This is a genomic window from Methanomicrobiales archaeon, from assembly GCA_030019205.1.
GTDB lineage: Archaea > Halobacteriota > Methanomicrobia > Methanomicrobiales > JACTUA01 > JASEFH01.
In genome coordinates, this window is sequence record JASEFH010000029.1 from 1 (window position 1) to 20,213 (window position 20,213).

Consider the following 20,213-nt stretch of genomic DNA (forward strand, 5'->3'; position numbering starts at 1 on the left):
CCCCTTCAAAACCCCCTCCCCCGCTATTGCGATAGACCTGTATAGGAGGTGTTTATATGAGCGTGCTCTTTGCCTCCAAATTCAGGTTGACCTACCCCTCTCTCCCAATCATGCGATTCAGCATTGGCAGGGGGATTATCGCAGGCGCGGTGGGGGGATTTGGTGGAGGGATCTCCCTCTCCCCATCAGTGCGATGGGGCCAGTAGGCAGAAGGCAGGAGCTCGTGGGTGCACCCGGGTCGGACCGGCCTTTCCGCCGCCATCGGGACCGATGAAGGGGAGCGTGAAACGGCTGAAAAGTGGGCCGGATTGGCATTCTGCAGAGCCGCCGGTTCATTTGCACGGGTTTAAAGATGTCTGAAAGGAAAATACTTTTGCGTGAATCCCCAGAGATCGGCGATTCTGGAAGAAACCCTCCAGTCCATGGGCTATTCTCCGGAAGACAGCGCCGACATCCTGCAGCAGCTATCCCCGAATGTCAGAGATTACCTGAGCTATTTCAACAGATCGGAAATCCAGGGGATTATCGAAGCGCTCATCTTCGTGTACATCGCAAAGAACAGCCACACGACGGACGGCACGGGGGACGGCGCCTGCGAGCGGTGCTGCCCCGGGGGAACGCTGGCGCTGAAGCAGTGCGGTCTCGTGCGGGAAGCATCCTGGCAGGGCGTGCGGGTCATGCTGCCCACCCGCGACGGAGCGCGGGTGGGCGGCGTCCTCGTGAGAAAGCGGATCGGTGTTCTGGACTGGGGGGCGCTCGCATCGAAGGTGCATCCGCTGGTGCCGTATCTTCTCGCCGGCAGCTCCCATTACCGCTATACCGAGAAGACGCTCCCCATCGGTTCGGCCGAAGACCCGCACTCGTTTCTCGGCTTCATCACGCACCGCAGTTCCGCTGTATTCCGGGAACTGGAGCAGTTTGCCCGCCTCCTGGCGGAATGCGGGCTTGCCGTCATCGCCTGCGAATACCCCGGGTCGTCTGCCGAGCGCTGGCAGTACGTCTTCCCCGACGAGACGGTCTACATCCTGGAGGCGATCACCGCGTCCCACAGCGACGACCTGAAGGCCCGCTGCCTCTCCTTCGTGGAGTACGTCCGGCGAAAGTACCTGGTTCTCGAGTTTCTTCGGCGCAAGCACCACTACGACTCGATACGGGCATCGCGGGAGCTGCAGGCGGATCTCATCACCTGCCTGGACCGCCTGGCAGACTCCGTGAAGGTGACGAAGCTGCCCTCCCACCGCGGCGGCGACGGCGGCGTCCAGTTCATTATCGCCGACGAGGAGCGCTACCGCGCGCACCTGGATGCGATTGCCGCGTCCCTGCAGCGGGAGGTGGCCGAACAGTTCGGGGCATCCCTGAACGGATGCGCCGCGGAAGAGAGAGCGGATGAGGCCCCGCAGGCCCCGCTGCGTGAGAGGACCGGGAAATCTGACGCGCCGTCCTCTCCTGCTGGCCCGCCTGCGGATCCCGAACACCCTGCCATGCTGCCCGCTGCGCCTGCGGAGCGGTGGCAGGAGACGGCCCGGGGGGACAGCAGCGCCTATCCGCCTCCCGAAAGACCCGCGGAGGAGAAGGGGGTTGCCGGCGCGGCGGATGCAGTCGGCGGGCGGTCCCCGGCTGCGGGAGCCCATACCCTGAATGCGGGCGGGGATGCGCTCGCCATTTTCCTGGGGCACTCGGGGAACGGCGACAGGGTCTACTGGGCCCCGGGGACGCTCAACAACGGGCACTTCATCATCATCGGCGGTTCCGGCGCCGGGAAGACCGAGACGATCCGCTGCATCGCCGCCGAACTGGCGCGGCAGGGGTATCCGGTGCTCCTGATCGACTTCCACGGGGACATGGCGCTGGACGTCCCGGACCAGCGGACCTGCACGATTCGGGAGGACGCGGGCTACTGCTTCAACCCGCTCGAGCTCGATCCCGCCCTGCCGGAGATCACCCCGCTGCGGGCGACCTCCGACTTCGTGGATGCGATCTCCATCAACTTCCCCACGCTCGGCATCCAGCAGCGGAGGAGCATCAAGGGGATCATCAAGGAGATCTACCGCCGCGGGGGGTTCACGGCCGCTCGGGAGACCTGGAACAGGAAGGTCGACTTCGACGAGGTCGAGGACGCGATCATGGCCTGCGAGGACGAGACGATCCCGGCCTACCTCGAGGACATCTTCGACTACAAGCTCTTCTCGGGGACCGAGAAGATCGCCATCAAGGAGATCCTCGCGGGCGGGATCACGCACATGAACCTGAACGCGCTCCCCGAGAACCTGCGCTACCTCTTCGCGGACCTCTTCCTCCGCCGCCTCTTCTACTCCCTCCAGGCGCTCGGAGAGATCCCGCGGAGCACGGACAGCACGCGGGCGAAGTTCCGACTCTTCATCATCGTGGACGAGGCCAAGCTGCTGGTCAGCCAGAAGACCGGCCAGAAGCAGGTGATCAAGGCGGTCTTAAACAAGTACGCCACCGAGATGCGGAAGTTCGGGGTGAGCCTGATTCTGGCGTCCCAGCTGATCAGCCACTTCAACGACGAGATCCTGGCCAACATCGCCGTCAAACTCTGCATGCGCACGGAGAACAAGAAACAGGCGCAGGAGAACAGCAAGTTCTTCGAGGTGAGCGAGACGGACCTGATGAACTTCCAGCCCGGGGAGGGGATCCTGATCATCGGGAGCGAGAAGATGAACGTGAAGATCGTCCCCACGAGGGAGAGGGGTGCCCCGCCCGTCCATGCCGGGCCGTGAACGGGGTCTGCCGAACCCCGGCGGAGGGATCGTGTGGGAGTGCGGGATCTGCTGAAGGCCTGCTCCGCGGAGATCGTTCTCCTGGATGCCCTCTACCAGTGGGCGACGACCCCGACGGGATACGCGGCGGTGCGGCGGGGGCTCCTGCCGGACCACACCCGCATCCAGCAGAATCTGATCGTGCGCTACGGCCTCACCGCCGATCAGGCGGCAGGGATCTACCGAACGCTGGTCCGGCAGGTGGAAGCGGCCGGGCTCTCTTTTGCCGGAGGATACCTGGACGCCGAGATCCACGTCCGCCGCTCCCCGGAGGTCGCGGGGGCCCTCCTCGCGGAGACCGTTTCCCGCATCGCACGCGCCCCGATCCGGGAGCGATCGATCGCCTGGCTCTTCTGCCGGCTGAAGGACGACTACAGCCTCTGGCCGCATACCCGTGACTACCGTGCCTGCCAGGAGAAGATGCACCGCTTCCTGGCAGTGCTGGACGCCACGTTCGGGATCCCGGCGGAGGCAGAGGAGGTGTTTCTCGCCCTCATCCGTCTCGGCCTCGTGAACGAGCTGCCGTGGGTCAGTGCTGCCCCCGGCGGGAGCCGGCGCGAGAACGAACTCGTCTTTCCGTCGTACCTGGGGGATGGCATCCCCCGGCACCTCGAGGCGGGGCTGCCCGATCCGCCCGATCCGTCTGCATTCCTGGATCGGCTCCTGGCCGATCGCCGCGGCGACGCCCTGGCCGCGCTGGAGGGGCTGGCGGAGCGCGGCTGGATGGACGGGTCGGAGATGCCGTGGGAGGTGCCGCTCCACCCCTGCGTCGTCGGTCGGCATGGGGGAGTCCTGGCGGTCAACTGGCGGTTGCGGGAGCGCCTGCGGAGGGGGATCGCGGAGCGGAAGCGGACGGCGCTGGCAGAGGCGGAGAGGATTGTCGCACCGGCGCTGCCGGCGCTCCTCGAACAGCCCCTGCCGGAGCCGATCGAAGGTGGCGACGGGATGCGGGTCTGGCGCACCCATGCCAGCGGGCGACCGATCGCCGTTGCGCTCGCCCCCTGGTTCGCGCTGGGCGACATGGAGAGGCTGCGGGCATCCCCGTCGCCCTCCTGGCGGGTGGCGATCGCCTCCCTGCTGTCCGCATCGGATCTGGAGCGGCTGCACCAGGAGGTCTGCTGCATCAGGCCTGGCGGCGACTGGATCTTCGTCGCCCTCTCCCGCGAGGGGGTGACCGACCGGGTATGCCGTGACTGCCCGCCCGCCTATGCCAGGTTCGTGGACCGCCTCCGCCGGGGAGACCTCGGGAGGGGGCAGACCGCCGGGGATCCGCCCCTTTCGGTATTCCTGGGGCGGTCGAGCCGGGGCGAAGAGGTCCGCTGGCGACCGGGCGATCTGCAGAACGGGCACGTGCTCATCGTCGGGGGCACCGGCGCCGGGAAGACCGAGACGATCCGCTGCATCGCCGCCGAACTGGCGCGGCAGGGGTATCCGCTGCTCCTGATCGACTTCCACGGGGACATGGCGCTGGACGTCCCGGACCAGCGGACCTGCACGATTCGGGAGGACGCGGGCTACTGCTTCAACCCGCTCGAGCTCGATCCCGCCCTGCCCGAGATCACCCCGCTGCGGGCGACCTCCGACTTCGTGGATGCGATCTCCATCAACTTCCCCACGCTCGGGATCCAGCAGCGGGAGCAGCTGAAGCAGTTCATCCGCCGGGCCTACCGCAGGTGCGGGATCACGGGCGATCCCGCAACCTGGGGAGGGGATCTCGACTTCGCCTCGATCGAGGACGAGATGCAGGGGAGCGCCGGCAGGACTGCCCGCACGCTCGCCGCCTACCTGGCGGACGCCTTCCAGTACAGGCTCTTCTCGGGGGAGAAGCGGATCGAGGTGCGGTCGGTTCTCCGCGGGGGGATCACGCGCCTGAATCTCCGCGCTCTCCCCGAGTCGCTGCGGTTCCTCTACGCCGACCTCTTCCTGCGCAAGCTCTACTACGCCCTGCAGTCGATGGGGGAGATTCCCAGGGCACCGGCGGGGGACCGTGAGCGGTTCCGGCTGTTCGTCGTCGTGGACGAGGCCAAGCTGCTGGTGAGCGAACGGCAGGGGATCAAGGCGGTCCTGAACAAGTACGCGAGCGAGCTGCGGAAGTTCGGAGTCGGGCTCATCCTGGCGTCCCAGCTCGTCGGGCACTTCCCCGAGGAGGTGCTGGCCAACATCGAGGTGAAGGTCTGCATGAAGGCCCAGAACGGGGATCAGGCCCGCAGGAATGCACGGTTCTTCGGGATTCCGGACGTCGATCTCCTGGAGCTGGAGCGGGGGGAGGGGATCCTCATCCTGGGCAGGGAGCGGCAGCGCCTCTATATCGTCCCCTCCTGGGAGAGAACCTGCCCGGCCGAGAAAGGACAGCCCTGATGCCGGCCGTCCAGCCGCACCGGAAATCCCGATAGGGTACGGGAGACTGGAGGGGATACTGCCGGAGAACGACCCCGATCTTCTGCTGCTCGATTGCCTCCGGAGCTCTGCCATGCGGTATGAGAAGCGGGGGCCCCTCTCTTCCCCCCGATCCCCGGCTGGTGTGATAGCCCCCACTATCGAGGGCGACGAGCGCATGATGATCCCGTCGGCCGCGAATGGAATCTGTCTCTCGGAATTGCAGGACCCCCCCCGCCAACCGGTATCTGGGCGTTGTCGTGCGAGCGGGAGCGGGGATTCCGTGCAGGTACTGGGGTATTCCTTCCCCCCGGGGCATCGTACGGGCGGGGCGGGAGTTCAGGACGGGGCTGTTCCTGCGAAGACCTCTCCCGGGTATCATGCCGGCGGAGGTTGGGGCACAGGGGAGGGAAGTGCGCCCCTTCTGTGCGATTCGTCCCGTGGGGAGGAGCGGGTGCACGGGCGTTGGGGCGGACACAGTCGATGGCGGCCTCGGGCGGGGGACTCGAGTGGAGGGAGAAAACTGTCTTCTGGGAGGGGGGCAGTCAGCGGTTCTTCCGCAGGACGAAAAACTCGCAGCCGTACTCGCTTCCGTGCGTGCGGGGCATCTCGATCTCCCGTTCCGAGAACGCGACCGGGGCCTCCGCGGCGGGATCGCCGCCCGCAGCCGCCTTCAGGCCGGGCAGCCGTTCGAGGAGGGGGGTATAGTAGTCCTCCCGCCACGCGGATCGGGGGAGCGGGAAGGTCGCGACGATCTCGTAGCCGGCCCGTTCGGCGGTGAGGCGGTTCTCCGCGGCCGTCGTCATCCCCGGATAGCACTCGTTCCAGAACGCCGCCGCCTCCGGTGAAGGACTGTCCGGAAACCATACGGCCTCGGTGAGACAGAGGCGGCCGCCCGGGCGGAGGAGCCGCCTCCACGAGTTCCATCCCTTCTCGAACCCCATGACGAATATCGAGCTCCCCGCCCGGAGGACGTCGAACGATGCATCCCCGAACGGCAGGCCGTCCATGGAGGCCCGGAGCGTGGTTATCCGCCCGCCCGCACCGGCCGCTGCCGCTCTCCGGGCGGGGTCGTCCCGGTAGGGCTGGGGGGTGCCGACGGCGGCGATGCGGCAGTCAGGGCAGGCGCGGGCCAGTTCGATCGTCTGCATCCCGCTCCCGCAGCCGATATCCAGGAGCTCCGGGGGAGGGAGGCGAGCACCGAGAATGCCTTTCCCGTGCACGCGTTGCTCCCCGGCCCCTGGCGGGGCATGCCCTCGTGCATGCTGAAGAGGTCCATCGTCAGGCGTGTGCCGTGAGACCCCATAACGGCCATCGCATCTGCCGGAAGTGCCCCGGGGCAGCCCTTTCCGGGCCTCCCCCTCCCCTCACCGGGGGAATGGTGCGAAAGGCCTGGGACGGGGAATTCCAAAACCCCCTCCATCGCACGAAAGCGGGAGAGGGATCTCACCTGGGAATACCTCCGTCGCCATCTTCTCGCGGGACCTCGCGGAAGCCGTAGAATGCGGATTGAATCCGGAATCCAGATGAAAAAGAGATTCAGGTCGAGAGGTAGGGGTTGCGGAGACCCTTCCCCACGCCCAGGGCGGCCCTCTCCTCGAGCGTCTTCTTGTTCTTGGTGATCTTCTCGGTGGCGAGCTTGGTCACCAGGTCCAGGCCGGGCTTCACCTGTTCGATGGGCTGGGTCTCGAACCACCCCTCCGCCACGGCGCCGTTCCAGACCGCCTCGCCCTTCTTCGTCCGCACGAAGACCGTCGACCAGCCGTCCGGCGTCCCTACGGAGCCGCTGGAGATGTCGGAGAGATTGGCCACGTAGTCCAGGCAGACGTGGCAGCCCGGCTGCTCGTACTTGTGGGTCACCTTGAGCGGGATCGCCGTGACCGCGCAGCGTTCCGTGCAGACCGTGAACTTCCCCTTGCCGATCTCCATCTTGCTGACCGACTCCAGCTTCTGGTTGGTGTGGTCCTCGACGAGCTGCACCATGCTCTGGTAGGGGAAGACCTCCATGCAGAAGATCCCCAGCACGAGCGCGATCTTGTCCGGCACGTCCCGCATCGCGATAGGATAGACCTGCGCCTTCCGGAGCCCCTGGAGCATGCAGGGAACGCCGACGAATCCCACTTTCTCGAGCCCGAAGCTCCGCGTGGCCTCTTTCAAGAGCTTCATGTTCGGGCTGATGTTGTACTTCGTCTTCTGCGCCGCCAGGAGTTCCTGCCGGTTCATCGCCACCATCGGCATCCCCTGCCAGGGCAGCTGCCCCGGCCCCGCGACGATCGCGCCGTCGATGATGTCGTTCTCCAGGGCGTAGGCGAAGAGGGCGGTGACGATGCCGCCGTCCTGCGCGTTCTTCAGGATCTCCTTATCCGTCGTTCGCGCCGCCAGCACCTGCCTGTAGTTCCCGAGTGTCAGTACCATGTCACTCTCACCTCACTTCGGCGCCATGGCCCCCTGGATCAGCTCCATGATGCTCTCGTGCTGCTCCATCAGGTCATGGTCGAAGAAGCTCCGGGGGCACTGGGCGTAGCAGGCGCCGCAGTTGATGCAGAGGTCCCGGGTGCCGTTCGGCTTCCCGAACTCCATGCTGATCGCCCGCACCGGACAGGATGCCGCACAGGTGCCGCATCCCATGCAGAGCCCCTGGTTGATCACCTCCTGCATGAGGGTGTTGAAGGATGCCTTCTGGTAGAAGGGGGTCCTGGCCAGGTCCATCATGGGCTTGAGCCACCTCCCGGCAAGGGCCTTCTGGTCGTCCGTGCCCTTCAGCAGCAGGTAGGCCATCACGATCGTGTTGCGGATCTGCTGGGGCGTCGGGGCGCAGGTCGGGATGTGCACGTCCACGTCGACCAGGTCGCTGATCGGCGCGAACGACTCGTGCTGCGGCTGGTTCACCTGGCCGCCCCGCGAGAACCGCAGGATGTTTCCCGTGCAGGCGCAGGAGCCGATGGCGACCACGAGCTTGGACTGCAGCCGGGTCGTGCGGAGATCCTGGATCTGCTCGTGATCCTGCAGGCAGACGGCCCCCTCGACGAGGGCGACGTCCATCTCCGGGATGCGCCGCACATCGGCGATCGTGGTCCCGTAGACCCAGTCCACGTAGTCGTCGAGGACCTTGAACAGGCCCTGGTAGATGTCCGTCAAGGCCACGACGCAGCCGGTGCAGCCGCACAGGTGGACGTGGCCCACCCGGATCCTGTCCGGCGTCGCTCTCTCCTCCCTCCGCGCCTCTTCCGTCTGGGCCGGAGGGGACGTGGGCGGCATCTGCTGCTCCTCCCCGCCCATGCCTTTCTTGATGGATGACAGTAATCCCATGGTTCACTCCCCCTCACTGGACCATCTTCCGGGCCACGATCCTCCTCTCCTCGTCGACCACGATCATGTGGGTGGCGCAGGAGACGCACGGGTCGAACCCCCGCATCACCACCTCGGCGAGCTGCCAGGGTGCGCCGGTGAGCGCCCGGCTGCAGGTCGGGAAGTTCCAGGTGGTCGGGACCAGCATGTTGTACCACTGCACGCGCCCTTCCTTCACCCGGGCGAGGTGGACGTCGCTCCCGCGGGGAGCCTCGTTCACGACCCAGCCCAGGGAGCCGTCGCCCTGCGGGATCTCCTCCGCGAGCACCCTGCCGTTCGGGTTCAGCTCGTCGAGGGCGCGGATCATGCTGTAGACCGCATCCGTCATCTCCATCATGCGGGCAATCTGCTGGCCCAGGGTGCCCTTCTCGTCGAAGTTGCGGAAGACCGCCAGCCGGGCCCTCGGCCCCACTTCGACGGGCTGGCCGTCGTAGAGCGGGACGCCGTTGCAGGCCTCCATGCGGGGATCGGTCTGCACTCCGGCCTTCGTCGTGCCGCCGATCGGGTAGGCCGGGTCCTCGTGGTCGACGGTCATCTCGCCCATGTACCAGTCCCAGGGGCGCACCTCCATGAACCGGTCCGGGTTCCAGGTCGGGTTCGGATCGAGGCTGGATGTCCCGTAGAGGGGATCCGTCGCCATATAGCCCTGGTTGTGGTAGCCGAGATCCCTCGGGATCGGGACCTGCCTGCCGCCGACCTCCGTCCAGTCCCGCTTCATGAAGTTCCGGAAGACCGCGATCATGAACTCCATGTGCTCCTGCGTCAGCACCCGCGCCTCCTTGGCGAGATCGTACATCTTGTTCTTGGCCAGCGGAGACACGTTCATGTACATCCCGCCGATGCGGGGATTGCTGGGGTGAATCGCTTCGCCGCCGGAGATCTCGCCGATGGTCTGCGCGATCTCGCGGATCCGCTGGATCCGTCTGGCCACGCTCCGCACCGGCTCCTCGGGGGAGAACGGGTTGATCTTCGTGTCGGTCCCGGGGATGTACATGTCCGGCAGCGCAAGTATGCTCCAGAGTGCATGACTGTGCAGCCTGTTCGCGGCCTGCAGGATGATCCGCAGCTGCCGGGCATCTTTCGGGATCTCCACGCCGATCGAGGCCTCGATGGCTTCGACGCCGGCCAGCGTGTGGGCAATGGGGCAGATCCCGCAGGTCCTCGAGGCAATCTTGGGGACCTGCTCCATCCACTTGTTGATGGCGAGCTTCTCGATGCCCCGCACCGGCGTGATGGAGAGCCAGTCGCCGCGCTCGACGATCCCCTCGTCATCGATCTTCAGGACGAGCTTGGAGTGCCCCTCGTGCCTCGTCGTCGGGGAGATCTCTACAACTTTCGACAATGTCTATCGCCTCATCCTTGGAAAAGTTGTTCAACGTGCTGTACAGTTCGGTACGCCTCTCCTCCGCCTGACATCGCGTGAAGGAGTATATGGGGTCTGTTTTGGCTATACCTGTGGAGCCCCCTACACCCCTGATCGTATATAATGATTTCTTCTGTGCGATAGGAAAAGGCTATTTCTGGCCTGAACCGGCAAATACAGAGAGGGTTAGCCCTTTTACTGCTGCTTATGCCTTGATCAACTGCCGTGCTGTCCTGCGAAGCAGGTGAGAATGCGAGTCGATGCAGGACCGGTATGGGATTGGAACGCCCGCATCGCCCGTGAGAACCTCCGCAGACCCGTGATCGCTTGCAGGCCGCCGAGCCCCGTGGCCCGATCACGGAGCGAGACCCGGATGCCGGGCGACCCCTCCCCCGCAGCATGATAGGGCTGAGCAGGGGAGAGCGGGATTTCAAGCGCCTGGAAACAGGTCCCCCTTCTCGTGGGAGCACGGGAGTGGCGTATCCCCGGGTAAGGATTGTCAACCAGCGGGGGTGAGGATACTTGTAAAGGGAACACACAGACCACCCCCATATCCTACTGCGAAGCGAAGAGGATACTCTTGACCCCCTCTCCCCATTGCGATCGGGCTTGTCACAGGGGACAGTGGGAGTTCGGGTTGGCATCCCCGCCCCGGTCGAACCGCCCTTGCTCTTCCGGCGGTAGGAGAATCTCTTCTGCTACCAGAGCAGGACCTATCGTACCGGCGGGGGGATGCACCCCCTCCCCCCGGTGTACTAAGCGCGGATTGTAGATTCAGGAATACCATACCGGATCCCGTGCGAACACCTTGAGAGTGAACCATCCGGCTTCCAATCTGGAGAGGGTTGAGGCGGCTACTCTCCCGCCTGCCCTGCAGCATCGGCCGGAGGCGCGGATGCACCGCAGGATATCCAGAGAGGCGGAGACGCCGTTCCGATCGCGTAGCAGTTCTAGAGTGTACCGTCAAGAGAACTGGAGGCTGCTGACAGGAGCCCCGGGGCGTGTCGGGACGATTCGCATCGCGTGAAGCACCGAAGATGGGGCGTACCGCTCCGGTAAGCAAAAAAGGTTAGAGATAGGGGTTGCGGAGGCCCTTTCCGACACCGTAGCTGCCGCGGGCGATCAGGTAGTTCTGGTTCTTGGTGATCTTCTCGGTGGCGAGCTTGTTCACAAGATCGAGGCCGGGCTTCACCTGATCCATGGGCTTGGTCTCGAACCAGCCGGCCGCAACGGCCTTGCTCCAGACGCTCTCGCCCTGCTTGCTCCGCACGAAGACCGTCGACCAGCCATCGGGCGAACCCACGGAGCCCGTCGAGATGTCGCCCAGGTTGGCCACGTAGTCCAGGCAGACGTGGCAGCCCGGCTGCTCGTACTTGTGGGTCACCTTGAGCGGGATCTGCGCGAGGGCACCGCGCTCGGTGTAGACCGAGAACTTGCCCTTGCCGATCTCCATCTTCTTGACCGCCTCCATCTTCTGGTTGGTGTGATCCTCGACGAGCTGCACGAGACTCTGGTAGGGGAAGTTCTCCATGCAGAAGATGCCGATGGCGAGGGCGATCTTGTCCGGCACGTCCCGCATGCCGACGGGATAGAGCTGGGCCTTGCGCACCGCCTGCATCTGGCACGGCGTGCCCACGATACCGATCCGGTCCAGACCGTAGCTGCGGGTCGCCTCCTTCAGGAGCTGCAGGTTCGGACTGAGCGTATACTTCGTCTTCCGTGCCGCGAGGAGTTCTTCCCGCGTCTGCGCAATGATGGGCTCCGGCTTCCAGGGGAGGTCTCCCGCCCCCGCGACGATCGCGCCGTCGATGATGTTGTTCTCCAGGGCGTAGGCGAAGAGGGCGGTTACGATACCCCCGTCCTGGGATCCGCGGAGAATCTCCCTGTCCGTGGTGCGGGCAGAGATCACCTGCTTGTAGTTGCCGAGTATGTTTGCCATTTCTTCCACCTCACTTCGTCGCCATGGCCCCCTGGATGAGTTCGGTGATCGGTTCGTACTGCTCCAGCAGCGCCGCATCCAGGAACGACCGCGGACACTGGGCGTAGCAGGCGCCGCACTTGATGCAGAGATCGCGCTGGCCGTTCGGCTTCCCGAACTCCATCGTTATCGCCCGCACCGGGCACGCCGCCGCGCAGCTGCCGCAGCCCATGCAGAGCCCCTGATTGATCACGTCGTACATCAGGTCGCAGAAGCAGGCCTCTTTGCTGCCCTTGGCCAGATCCATCATGGGTTTCAGGTACTTCGCCGCCAGGGCCTTCTGGTCGTCCGTGCCCTTCAGCAGCAGATAGGCCATCACGACCACGTTCCGGATCTGCTGGGGAGTCGGAGCACAGCCGGGAATCATCACATCGACATCGATCAGTTCTCCGATCGGTACGTACGACTCGTGCTGCGGCTGGTTCTGCTGGCCCCCGCGGGCGAACCGCAGGATGTTGCCGTAGGATGCGCAGCCGCCGAGAGCCACGACGATCTTCGCCTTCTGCCGGGTCGTCTTGATGTCCTCGACCGACTCGTGATCCTGGAGACAGACACCACCCTCGACGAGCGCGATGTCCATCTCCGGAATCTTGCGGACATCTGCAAGGGTCAGCCCGTACACGAGGTCTGCATAGTCGTCAAGGATCTTGAACAGTCCTTCGTATGTATCTGCCAGGGACACCAGACAGCCGGTACAGCCGCTCATGTGAACGTGTCCCACAGTTATTTTGTTTGCCACAGGTTTCTCCTCCTTCTTAGCTACTTCCACCTTCTTCTCCGCCGCTTCAGCGGCAGGCGCTGCTGCTTGCGTCGCCTGCACGACCGGAGCCGGTGCTGGTTTCTGAGGCTCCTCCCCTCCGATGCTCCTCTTCAGGGATGACAGTAGTCCCATAATCCACTCCGATAATCTTCAGTACGAGCCTCACTGTTCCGGGAATCGCATTCCGGACCTCGTCCGTGAGCCCGATCTCGAAATCGGGTGCCGTAACGCGCTTCGGCTGGCATCCGATCACCGTGATCTCGATCCTGTCCGCGAGTCGCAGCAGGGGTTCGGTCAGGTCCCAGGAATGGGCGTCACGGTAGCTGCCGGGCGGCAGATCCTCCACAGGGATGATGGTGACGTCTCCGGGATTTCCGCCGAAATCGGCGATGTCGATGATCACGAGTTTCTTCGTGACGTCTGCGTCCAGCATGGTGAAGACGAAGTGGGGTCCGCCGAGACCGGCATCCACCACCTTCACCGTGTCGGGAAGGGCGAGCTTCTTCAGCTCCTCAACGACCGCCGGACCAAACCCGTCGTCGCCGAACAGGGGGTTTCCGCATCCTGCAACCACGATCTCCGGATACAGCGTCACGTCGCTCACTGGATCAGTTTCCGGGCCACGATCCTCTTGTCCTCATCGACCACGATCATGTGGGTGGCGCAGGAGACGCACGGGTCGTATCCGCGCACGACCACCTCGGCGAGCTGCCAGGGGGCGCCGGTGAGCGCCCGGCTGCAGGTCGGGAAGTTCCAGGTGGTCGGGACCAGCAGCGAGTACCACTGCACCCGCCCGTCCTTCACCCGGGCGAGGTGGACGTCCGTCCCGCGGGGGGCCTCGTTCGCAGCCCAGCCCAGGGAGCCGTCGCCCTGCGGGATCTCGTCTGCGATCACCCTGCCGCTCGGATTCAGCTCGTCGAGGGCGCGGATCATGGCATATACCGTGTCGGGATACTCCATCTGGCGGGCAACCTGCTGGCCGATGGTGCCCTTCTCGTCGAAGTTCTTGAACTTCACCAGGCGGGCGCGGGGGCCGACCTCGACGGGCTGGCCGTCGTAGAGCGGGACGCCCGTGCAGGCCTCCATCTGGGGGTTCGCCTTCGTGCCGGCCTTGGTGGTGCCGCCGATCGGGTAGGTCGGGTCCTCGTAGTTGATCTCGACCTCGCCCATATACCAGTCCCAGGGGCGGACGTCCATCCAGCGGTCCGGATCCCAGGTCGGATTCTCATCAAGGCTGCTGCTGCCGTAGACCGGGTGCGTTGCCATGTAACCCTGGTCATGGTAGCCGAGATCCTTCGGGATCGGGATCTGCCTGCCGCCGACCTCCGCCCAGTCCCGCTTCTGGTAGTTGCGCAGAACGGCGATCATGAACTCCATCTGCTCCTGGGCCAGCACCCGCGCCTCCTTGGCCAGGTCGTACATCTTGGCCTTCGCACGCGGAGTCACGTTCCTGTACATGCCGCCGACGCGGGGGTTGCTGGGGTGAATCGCTTCGCCGCCGGCGATCTCGCCGATGGTCTGTCCGATCTCGCGGAGCCGCTGGATGCGCTTGGCCACGCTCCGCACCGGCTCCTCCTTCGTGAAGGGATTGATCTTCGCATCGGTTCCGGGGATGTACATGTCCGGCAGCGTCAGCACGTTGTGCAGGGCTATGCTGTGCAGACGGTTCGCGCACTGCAGGATGACCCTCAGCAGGTACGCATCCCGGGGAATCTCACAGCCGATGGACGCTTCCATCGCCTCGACGCCGGCGAGGGTGTGCGCGATCGGACAGATGCCGCAGACCCGGGAAGCAATCTTGGGGACCTGCTCCATCGTCTTTCCGACGGCGAGCCTCTCGACACCCCGCACCGGCGTGATGGAGAGCCAGTCGCCGCGCTCGACGATCCCCTCGTCGTTGATCTTCAGGACGAGCTTGGAGTGCCCCTCGTGCCTCGTGGTTGGAGAAATCTCTACAACTTTCGACAATTATATCGCCTCAACCTTGTTGGCTTGTTCGAACTGCGATGCGGTATGCTTGCGCATCCACTCCCCCGATGGGTCGACACGCCGCTGCTTGGGCTACCGTGTCAACAAGTCGCGAGGAGATGGTCTGGTACGATAACCATAGTATTTTCCTTTTCATCTCCTATTAATACCTTTCATATGAGCGGAGCTCAATATGGCGCAGCATCCGCGGATGGATGCAAATCTACTGTTATTTAATAATAATAAATCCATTCCCAAAAATAAATTATACATATATATTTAACTATTTGAACTCCCTTTAATCCGCCTTGCGTTGCCGATATCCAATACTGCAAGGCAGTATCGCATGGCAGTTGAATGCGGGTATGCCATCGATCTACTTAAACCTGTCGAAAAGAACCGGCAGGTGCACGGGATTCGGAATTCAGGGACTGCGATCGCACATTCCGGCAGAGTATGCCCGGATGGACACGAATGCCGGGATGGTGTGCGGATGCCTCTGACCTTGCGGTCGGGGCATCCCTGCGGGTTCCGCTGATCTCATCGCGCTGGGAGCCGGATCTCCGAGACGGCGCCTTGAGTACCCAATCTTCCGCCACCTCCCACGTTCCTGAGCCTCCCTGCGCAGGCCGCGCGTTCTCCCGCACTCCCCGGCATCGGTCGCCATGCAGGGCGTGCCGGAAGGATTCCGGGACACTCCCGGGAAGCAGGCTCTCCCCCGGCGATCTCCGCAGCTGGCGGCTCGCCTTCCTCCGCCCCTTCGATCTCCCGATCCCTGCCCGGAAAGCCGCCCGGGAAACCGGAGTCGCACATCCGCGCGGAAGTCGCAGGACGGCATCCGATCGCGGCTCTCTCGTCGACTGCGGGTATCGGCCACCGCCGCAGGTTCGGGCGGGGAACGGTCTGCTCCGGCAGCATCGGGACATCCTGGAGATTCGCAGGTGAGGGCGCCGGCGCAGCAGGGAGAGAGATGCCTGCGAACCTCCCGCGAGCGGCATGCCGTCGCAGGTCGTATCGGGGGCGGGTTGTACGCAATCATAAAAAGTTATTATTTTGCAGTTCCGTACTCTCCTTCTGCAGACCCTGGAGAGAGGCCGGCTTGGACGATTTACTCTTGAAGCTGAAGGAGATCCTGAGAGACCACCCGAAAGGTCTGAGCGTGTCGGATATCTCGAAACGGCTGCAGATGAACAGGAACTCCGTGGCAAAGTATCTCGATATCCTGACGATGGCCGGGCACGTGGAGATGCGATCCTACGGTACGGCCAAGGTCTTCTTCCTCTCGCAGCGGGTTCCCGCCTCGGCCCTGCTGAAGTACTCCTCGGCGTTCGTCGCGATCTGCGACAGGCACGGGAAGCTGATCCAGATCAGCGATAACTTCCTGCAGTTCCTGGCGATGGAGAGGGATGCCGTCGTCGGGTGCAACCTCGCGGATCACTGCCTGCCCCTTCTCTCCGAACCGCCCCTCCTCGCCAGGATCCGGGATCCCAACTTCCGCCAGGAGTACACGTACGATGCGGCCCTCTCCCGCGGAGGGCAGGAGCTCTTCTTCCGGGTGAAACTCATCCCCACCGATTTCGACGACGGGAGCCCCGGAACCACGATCGTGATCGAGGACACCACGGCCGAGCGGCGCTACGAGAGGGCGCTCCGCGAGAGCGAGGAGCGTTTCCGGGCGGTTGCCGATCTCTCGCCCTTCCCGATCGCCATCATCGATCGGGACGGGACGTACCTCTACATCAACCCCCGGTTCACGGAGGTGTTCGGCTACACGCGGGAGGACGTCCCCAACGGCAGAGCCTGGTTCGACCGGGCGTTCCCGGATGCCGGCTGCCGCAAGGAGGCGATATCGGCCTGGATCGCCGATCTGGCCTCGCATGGCGTGGGGCAGACGCGGCCCCGGCAGTTCGCCGTGCGGTGCAGGGACGGCGGGACGAAGACGATCGTGTTCCGCCCCGTCACGCTCTCCGACGGCCGGCAGTACGTCACCTACGAGGACATCACCGCGATCCGCACGGCGGAGGACGAGCTCCGCCAGATGGTGGATACGATGCAGAATATCGTCGATTTTCTGCCCGACGCCACCTTCGTGATCGACAGCGAGCGTCGGGTGATCGCCTGGAACCGCGCCATGGAGGACCTGACCGGCGTGCCGCGCGGGGAGATGCTGGGCAGGAGCGATTACGCCTACGCCGTCCCCTTCTACGGCTCGTTCCGCCCCATCCTCATCGATCTGGTCGATCGGGAGATCCCCGAGATCGAGAGGCGCTACCGCCTCTTCCGCCGGGAGAGGGGCACGGTCATCGCGGAGGGGTACCTGAAGCTGCCGCACGACTCCCGGGAGCGGCTCCTCCAGGGGAAGGCAGCCCCCCTCTTCGAAAGCCGGGGGAAGCGGATGGGAGCGATCCAGTCGATCCGGGACATCACCTCCCTGCACGGGGGGCGGCGGGATGGCCCGGATAGATAAGGCTGCGTTCATCGCGTCATCAACACCCTCTTTTTCTCGAAGATCTGCGAGAGCATCCCCTCCAGGATGAGATCCGTTCACATCCCCAGCTTCGCCTCTCTCCCGTCCTCGCCCTCCGGGACGTGGGGGGCGGGAGAATATCTCTTCCGTCTCCGAGAAGGCCTATGCGTCGGAACGGCAAAAGGAACAGCTCTGTCAGCGTTGATCCAGAGATCGAGAACATCACCTGATTGCCACCTTCTCCCGTTTTGATCGATTTAAAACGATGCAGGGAGAAGGGGCCCTCCCCCGTGGGTACGATTGGACCGGGTGTAGTGAAGCCGGAGGGTATCGGCGATATACACCGCAAAAGTGTGAGATCCTGGATTGGACCGGGCTCGTTCCCCAGTGATGGGGACGGATCGCTTCTGCAGTCCGGACGAGGGTCTATCGCACTGCAAGGTGGGGATACTTTGAAATATCGACCACATCTTCTGGAGGCTATCGTACTTAGAGGGAAGGGGGGTCGCGCCCTTATTGCGATAAGGCATGGGTATGTAGAGCGGGTATCGATACCCTTAGCCTGGACCAGGCGTGAACCGCCTTTCCCCCGAGAGCCGTGAGAGAGTCTGCCATCTTGGTGTAGGAAGTATCGCAATGCGGGGAAACCCCCTCCCGTCGGAGTGTGATAAGTCCTGTATAGGGGAGATGAGGATCGGAATAACATTCTCTACACTCTGTAGAGGATTAGACGAACCCCCTTCGCCCGGGATTGGCGGGATGGCTCTCTCTGGTACCTAAGCACTCTATCGCCGTAAATGGAGAGGACTGGGCCTGCGTCTGTTTCTACGATTATCGACATCGACAGAAAGGGCCGTAGCATGGGCGCAATTCGATGCAGAAACAGTCTTCTACAGAGCTCACAAGATAGGTATTTTTAAAGCTAATTAATTTTTATACATTGAGATGGTGTCGATGCAACGGGAAAATATCCTTGCAGTGAGTATCGGCGGGGCACTCTTCCTGATCTATCTCCTCTATTGGCTGCTACGAATGGGCTCGCTGGGTATTCTTGCCGATGCATTTTTCGTTGTCGGATTCGTTGGATTCGGATACCTTATCTGGTTCTATGTGAAGGATCGCTACTCCCTGAAAAAACTGGCTATCTCGATTGTGGGTGGCATCGTCCTGTGCGGTGTCCTGACGCTGGCGATTCTCATCGCAGTCGCCGGAGCGTCTACGATGACCGTTGAAGTATCGACGTATACGATCTCCGTTCAGGGCCTGGCGAAGGCCTAGGGAGGCTTGATCACAACAATCATCGTTCCTATCCCTATGGTAAACGAAAGACTGGTGTTTTCGGATGAAGAGCTGCAGAACCAGATGTTCGGCAGATAGACCTCGACCTTAGTGATGCCTGATGAGGATAAGATGCTCGCATTCCAGACTCAAGACCGGAACCTCACGGATATCCATGCAATATTTTCCAAAGGGGACATCCGCGATGTACGACACGACATTCAATCTGTATGCTTCTCGCCTGTCGTTGATGTGGTCCGGCGGGGGAGAGCATGGGAACGTGCGGCTCCGGGATCCTAGCAGAGCAGTCGACCATGGTCTTCGTGGACGATACCATCCGTTCGATCGATGAGGCTGATCATACCCTCACCTTCGATCTGGACTTCACGACAGGCGGAGGAGCGGCGTTCGGTAGACAACAGGCAACGTATCGGGCACGAGTGTCGGAGGTGATCGCTGGAGGGACGACGGGCCCTATCCCTGTACGAGCGCAGACCTGCAGAGATTAGCCGGTAAAGAGAGAGGAGAGTCTTCTATTCCATATGGTTAAAACTTTTTCAGATGACAGTGCCTGACTGGCACTATTCCAAGCTAGACTAACGTGTAGACGATCTCTACACAAATCATTTATACTGAAAAGCAAAGGTTTCAGTGTAGCACGGGGTTCACACCATCCTGACCAGATTGGAGAACCCCGATGCTGCCCGTAGGCATGACTATGTGCGCTCTTTGATCGTAAAAGCGTTGCGTCGTGCCTCCGTGATAAAATGAGAATGGAGGTATATAAAACGTGAAAACAACCAATCTAGCGTGGATATTGTCTGCGCTTCTGATGATGCTCTTGCTGTGCTGTGCTCTGATACCAGCTGTAAGTGCAATAGAAAAGGGCAAACTGTATGAATCGGGTGGAAGCCTCGTATCGGTACAGATTGATCCAGATAACGATGTAGAGGGATACCTGCCCGTTAATGTTATTTCATTTGACCCATCCATTAAAAACGCTACACCTCATTGGATTATTTTAACGATAAATGATGATAGGAAAAATGAAATAGTCAATTCCCTGGATACCCTCATTGCAGATCTCAACGGTGCCAATTCTGCAACAAAGGATCTACTGACCTTAAAAGACAATCTCCAGGAGATCTGGAAGAAGTATCCTGTTACTAGTCAGACTCAAGAAGGAGGGCCAGGATATCCGACGTATGGTGGAACAATCACCCAAATTGGATTTACCTCAACCGTCCAGAGTACGTCCCTGACTGAACAAGAAAATAAAACTCTTGAAATGGTCCAATTGCTACTGAATGAAGCCTATTATCGGGAGAATCCAGAAGGTCAAATGTCGGTATTATGGGGAGGAAGCCCAACACATAGTCAAATAGCCTATTGGGCTGCAGATAAATGTCTGTTCCCCTATCCGACTACTGGAAGAGATTACGCGCCCGAACCAGATTCTTGGTACGCGGGATATATATGGCCATTCAATGAATTATTCCACTCTCTCGATCACTACTATAACCCGGGAGCATATTTTGGGGGTGCTCCGATTATTTGTCGTGATTTAGCAGACGAAGCTAAAAGCTACTATTCTGATGGAGAGCGATATGAGGCTGCAAAAAGACTGGGATATGCCAGTCATTTCCTGACTGATGTAGGAAATCCTATGCATACTGGACGCGAATTGGAACAAATTCTTTGGAGATGGTGCCATGATAACTATGAGGCACACGTTAACGCAAGATGGAATTCCCAGTTCGAATCTGTTGTCGCTAACAATTATGATTATTATTGGTATACGGACTGGTCAGCAGGTACCAGAGATCTTGCAATATACTCCAGAGAATTCTGATTATCCTCCCCCTCCAACCACAAGAGCTTTACCGGAGCACGAC

At 62.3% G+C, this 20,213-nt stretch carries 14 protein-coding genes; 6 read left to right on the forward strand and 8 right to left on the reverse strand.

What is annotated here, in order from left to right:
* Window positions 1-377: 377 nt before the first annotated feature.
* Both QMC96_12075 and QMC96_12080 read left to right on the forward strand, forming a co-directional pair.
* Window positions 378-2,741 (forward strand): DUF853 family protein, encoded by a 2,364-nt coding sequence (locus QMC96_12075; protein ID MDI6877493.1) that lies wholly within the window; start codon window positions 378-380, stop codon window positions 2,739-2,741.
* A 33-nt stretch (window positions 2,742-2,774) separates the two neighbouring features.
* Window positions 2,775-5,138: a DUF853 family protein gene (locus QMC96_12080; protein MDI6877494.1), complete on the forward strand. Its 2,364-nt coding sequence runs from the start codon at window positions 2,775-2,777 to the stop codon at window positions 5,136-5,138.
* A gap of 563 nt (window positions 5,139-5,701) precedes the next feature.
* Here QMC96_12080 and QMC96_12085 read toward each other — a convergent pair.
* From QMC96_12085 to frhA (QMC96_12120), 8 genes are all read right to left on the reverse strand, one after another.
* Entirely contained in the window at window positions 5,702-6,379 is a 678-nt protein-coding gene (locus QMC96_12085; GenBank protein MDI6877495.1) for a class I SAM-dependent methyltransferase, read from the reverse strand.
* A 316-nt stretch (window positions 6,380-6,695) separates the two neighbouring features.
* Window positions 6,696-7,571, reverse strand: coding sequence for a coenzyme F420 hydrogenase subunit beta (frhB, locus tag QMC96_12090; protein MDI6877496.1), 876 nt, complete (start codon window positions 7,569-7,571; stop codon window positions 6,696-6,698).
* A 12-nt stretch (window positions 7,572-7,583) separates the two neighbouring features.
* A complete protein-coding gene (gene frhG / locus QMC96_12095; GenBank protein MDI6877497.1) occupies window positions 7,584-8,465 on the reverse strand; it encodes a coenzyme F420 hydrogenase subunit gamma in 882 nt (293 codons plus the stop codon).
* Between the two features lie 13 nt (window positions 8,466-8,478).
* A complete protein-coding gene (gene frhA, locus QMC96_12100) occupies window positions 8,479-9,846 on the reverse strand; it encodes a coenzyme F420 hydrogenase subunit alpha (GenBank protein ID MDI6877498.1) in 1,368 nt (455 codons plus the stop codon).
* 1,090 nt (window positions 9,847-10,936) lie between these two features.
* Window positions 10,937-11,806 (reverse strand): coenzyme F420 hydrogenase subunit beta, encoded by an 870-nt coding sequence (gene frhB / locus QMC96_12105; protein MDI6877499.1) that lies wholly within the window; start codon window positions 11,804-11,806, stop codon window positions 10,937-10,939.
* A 10-nt stretch (window positions 11,807-11,816) separates the two neighbouring features.
* The gene (gene frhG, locus QMC96_12110; GenBank protein ID MDI6877500.1) at window positions 11,817-12,584 is read right to left on the reverse strand and encodes a coenzyme F420 hydrogenase subunit gamma; all 768 of its coding nucleotides are present in this window, start codon (window positions 12,582-12,584) and stop codon (window positions 11,817-11,819) included.
* 46 nt (window positions 12,585-12,630) lie between these two features.
* The gene (gene frhD, locus QMC96_12115) at window positions 12,631-13,194 is read right to left on the reverse strand and encodes a coenzyme F420-reducing hydrogenase, FrhD protein (protein MDI6877501.1); all 564 of its coding nucleotides are present in this window, start codon (window positions 13,192-13,194) and stop codon (window positions 12,631-12,633) included.
* An 11-nt stretch (window positions 13,195-13,205) separates the two neighbouring features.
* Complete coding sequence (gene frhA / locus QMC96_12120) at window positions 13,206-14,573, reverse strand: coenzyme F420 hydrogenase subunit alpha (protein ID MDI6877502.1); 1,368 nt, start codon at window positions 14,571-14,573, stop codon at window positions 13,206-13,208.
* Window positions 14,574-15,672: 1,099 nt separating this feature from the next.
* On the opposite strand from frhA (QMC96_12120), the gene QMC96_12125 reads away from it, so the two are divergent.
* From QMC96_12125 to QMC96_12140, 4 genes are all read left to right on the forward strand, one after another.
* Window positions 15,673-17,040 carry a PAS domain S-box protein gene (locus tag QMC96_12125; protein ID MDI6877503.1) on the forward strand — a complete coding sequence of 456 codons (1,368 nt, stop codon included), beginning with the start codon at window positions 15,673-15,675 and terminating at the stop codon, window positions 17,038-17,040.
* Between the two features lie 945 nt (window positions 17,041-17,985).
* Window positions 17,986-18,318, forward strand: a complete 333-nt coding sequence (locus QMC96_12130; protein MDI6877504.1) for a hypothetical protein — start codon at window positions 17,986-17,988, stop codon at window positions 18,316-18,318.
* A gap of 272 nt (window positions 18,319-18,590) precedes the next feature.
* Window positions 18,591-18,827, forward strand: coding sequence for a hypothetical protein (locus QMC96_12135; protein ID MDI6877505.1), 237 nt, complete (start codon window positions 18,591-18,593; stop codon window positions 18,825-18,827).
* 323 nt (window positions 18,828-19,150) lie between these two features.
* Window positions 19,151-20,170: a hypothetical protein gene (locus QMC96_12140; GenBank protein ID MDI6877506.1), complete on the forward strand. Its 1,020-nt coding sequence runs from the start codon at window positions 19,151-19,153 to the stop codon at window positions 20,168-20,170.
* Window positions 20,171-20,213: the final 43 nt, after the last annotated feature.

Coding starts and splice junctions, on each gene's coding strand:
- frhB (MDI6877496.1), bottom strand. CDS start 7,571: ATGGTACTGACACTCGGGAACTACAGGCAGGTGCTGGCGGCGCGAACG.
- frhB (MDI6877499.1), bottom strand. CDS start 11,806: ATGGCAAACATACTCGGCAACTACAAGCAGGTGATCTCTGCCCGCACC.
- QMC96_12130 (MDI6877504.1), top strand. CDS start 17,986: ATGGTGTCGATGCAACGGGAAAATATCCTTGCAGTGAGTATCGGCGGG.
- frhG (MDI6877497.1), bottom strand. CDS start 8,465: ATGGGATTACTGTCATCCATCAAGAAAGGCATGGGCGGGGAGGAGCAG.
- QMC96_12140 (MDI6877506.1), top strand. CDS start 19,151: ATGATGCTCTTGCTGTGCTGTGCTCTGATACCAGCTGTAAGTGCAATA.
- QMC96_12135 (MDI6877505.1), top strand. CDS start 18,591: ATGGGAACGTGCGGCTCCGGGATCCTAGCAGAGCAGTCGACCATGGTC.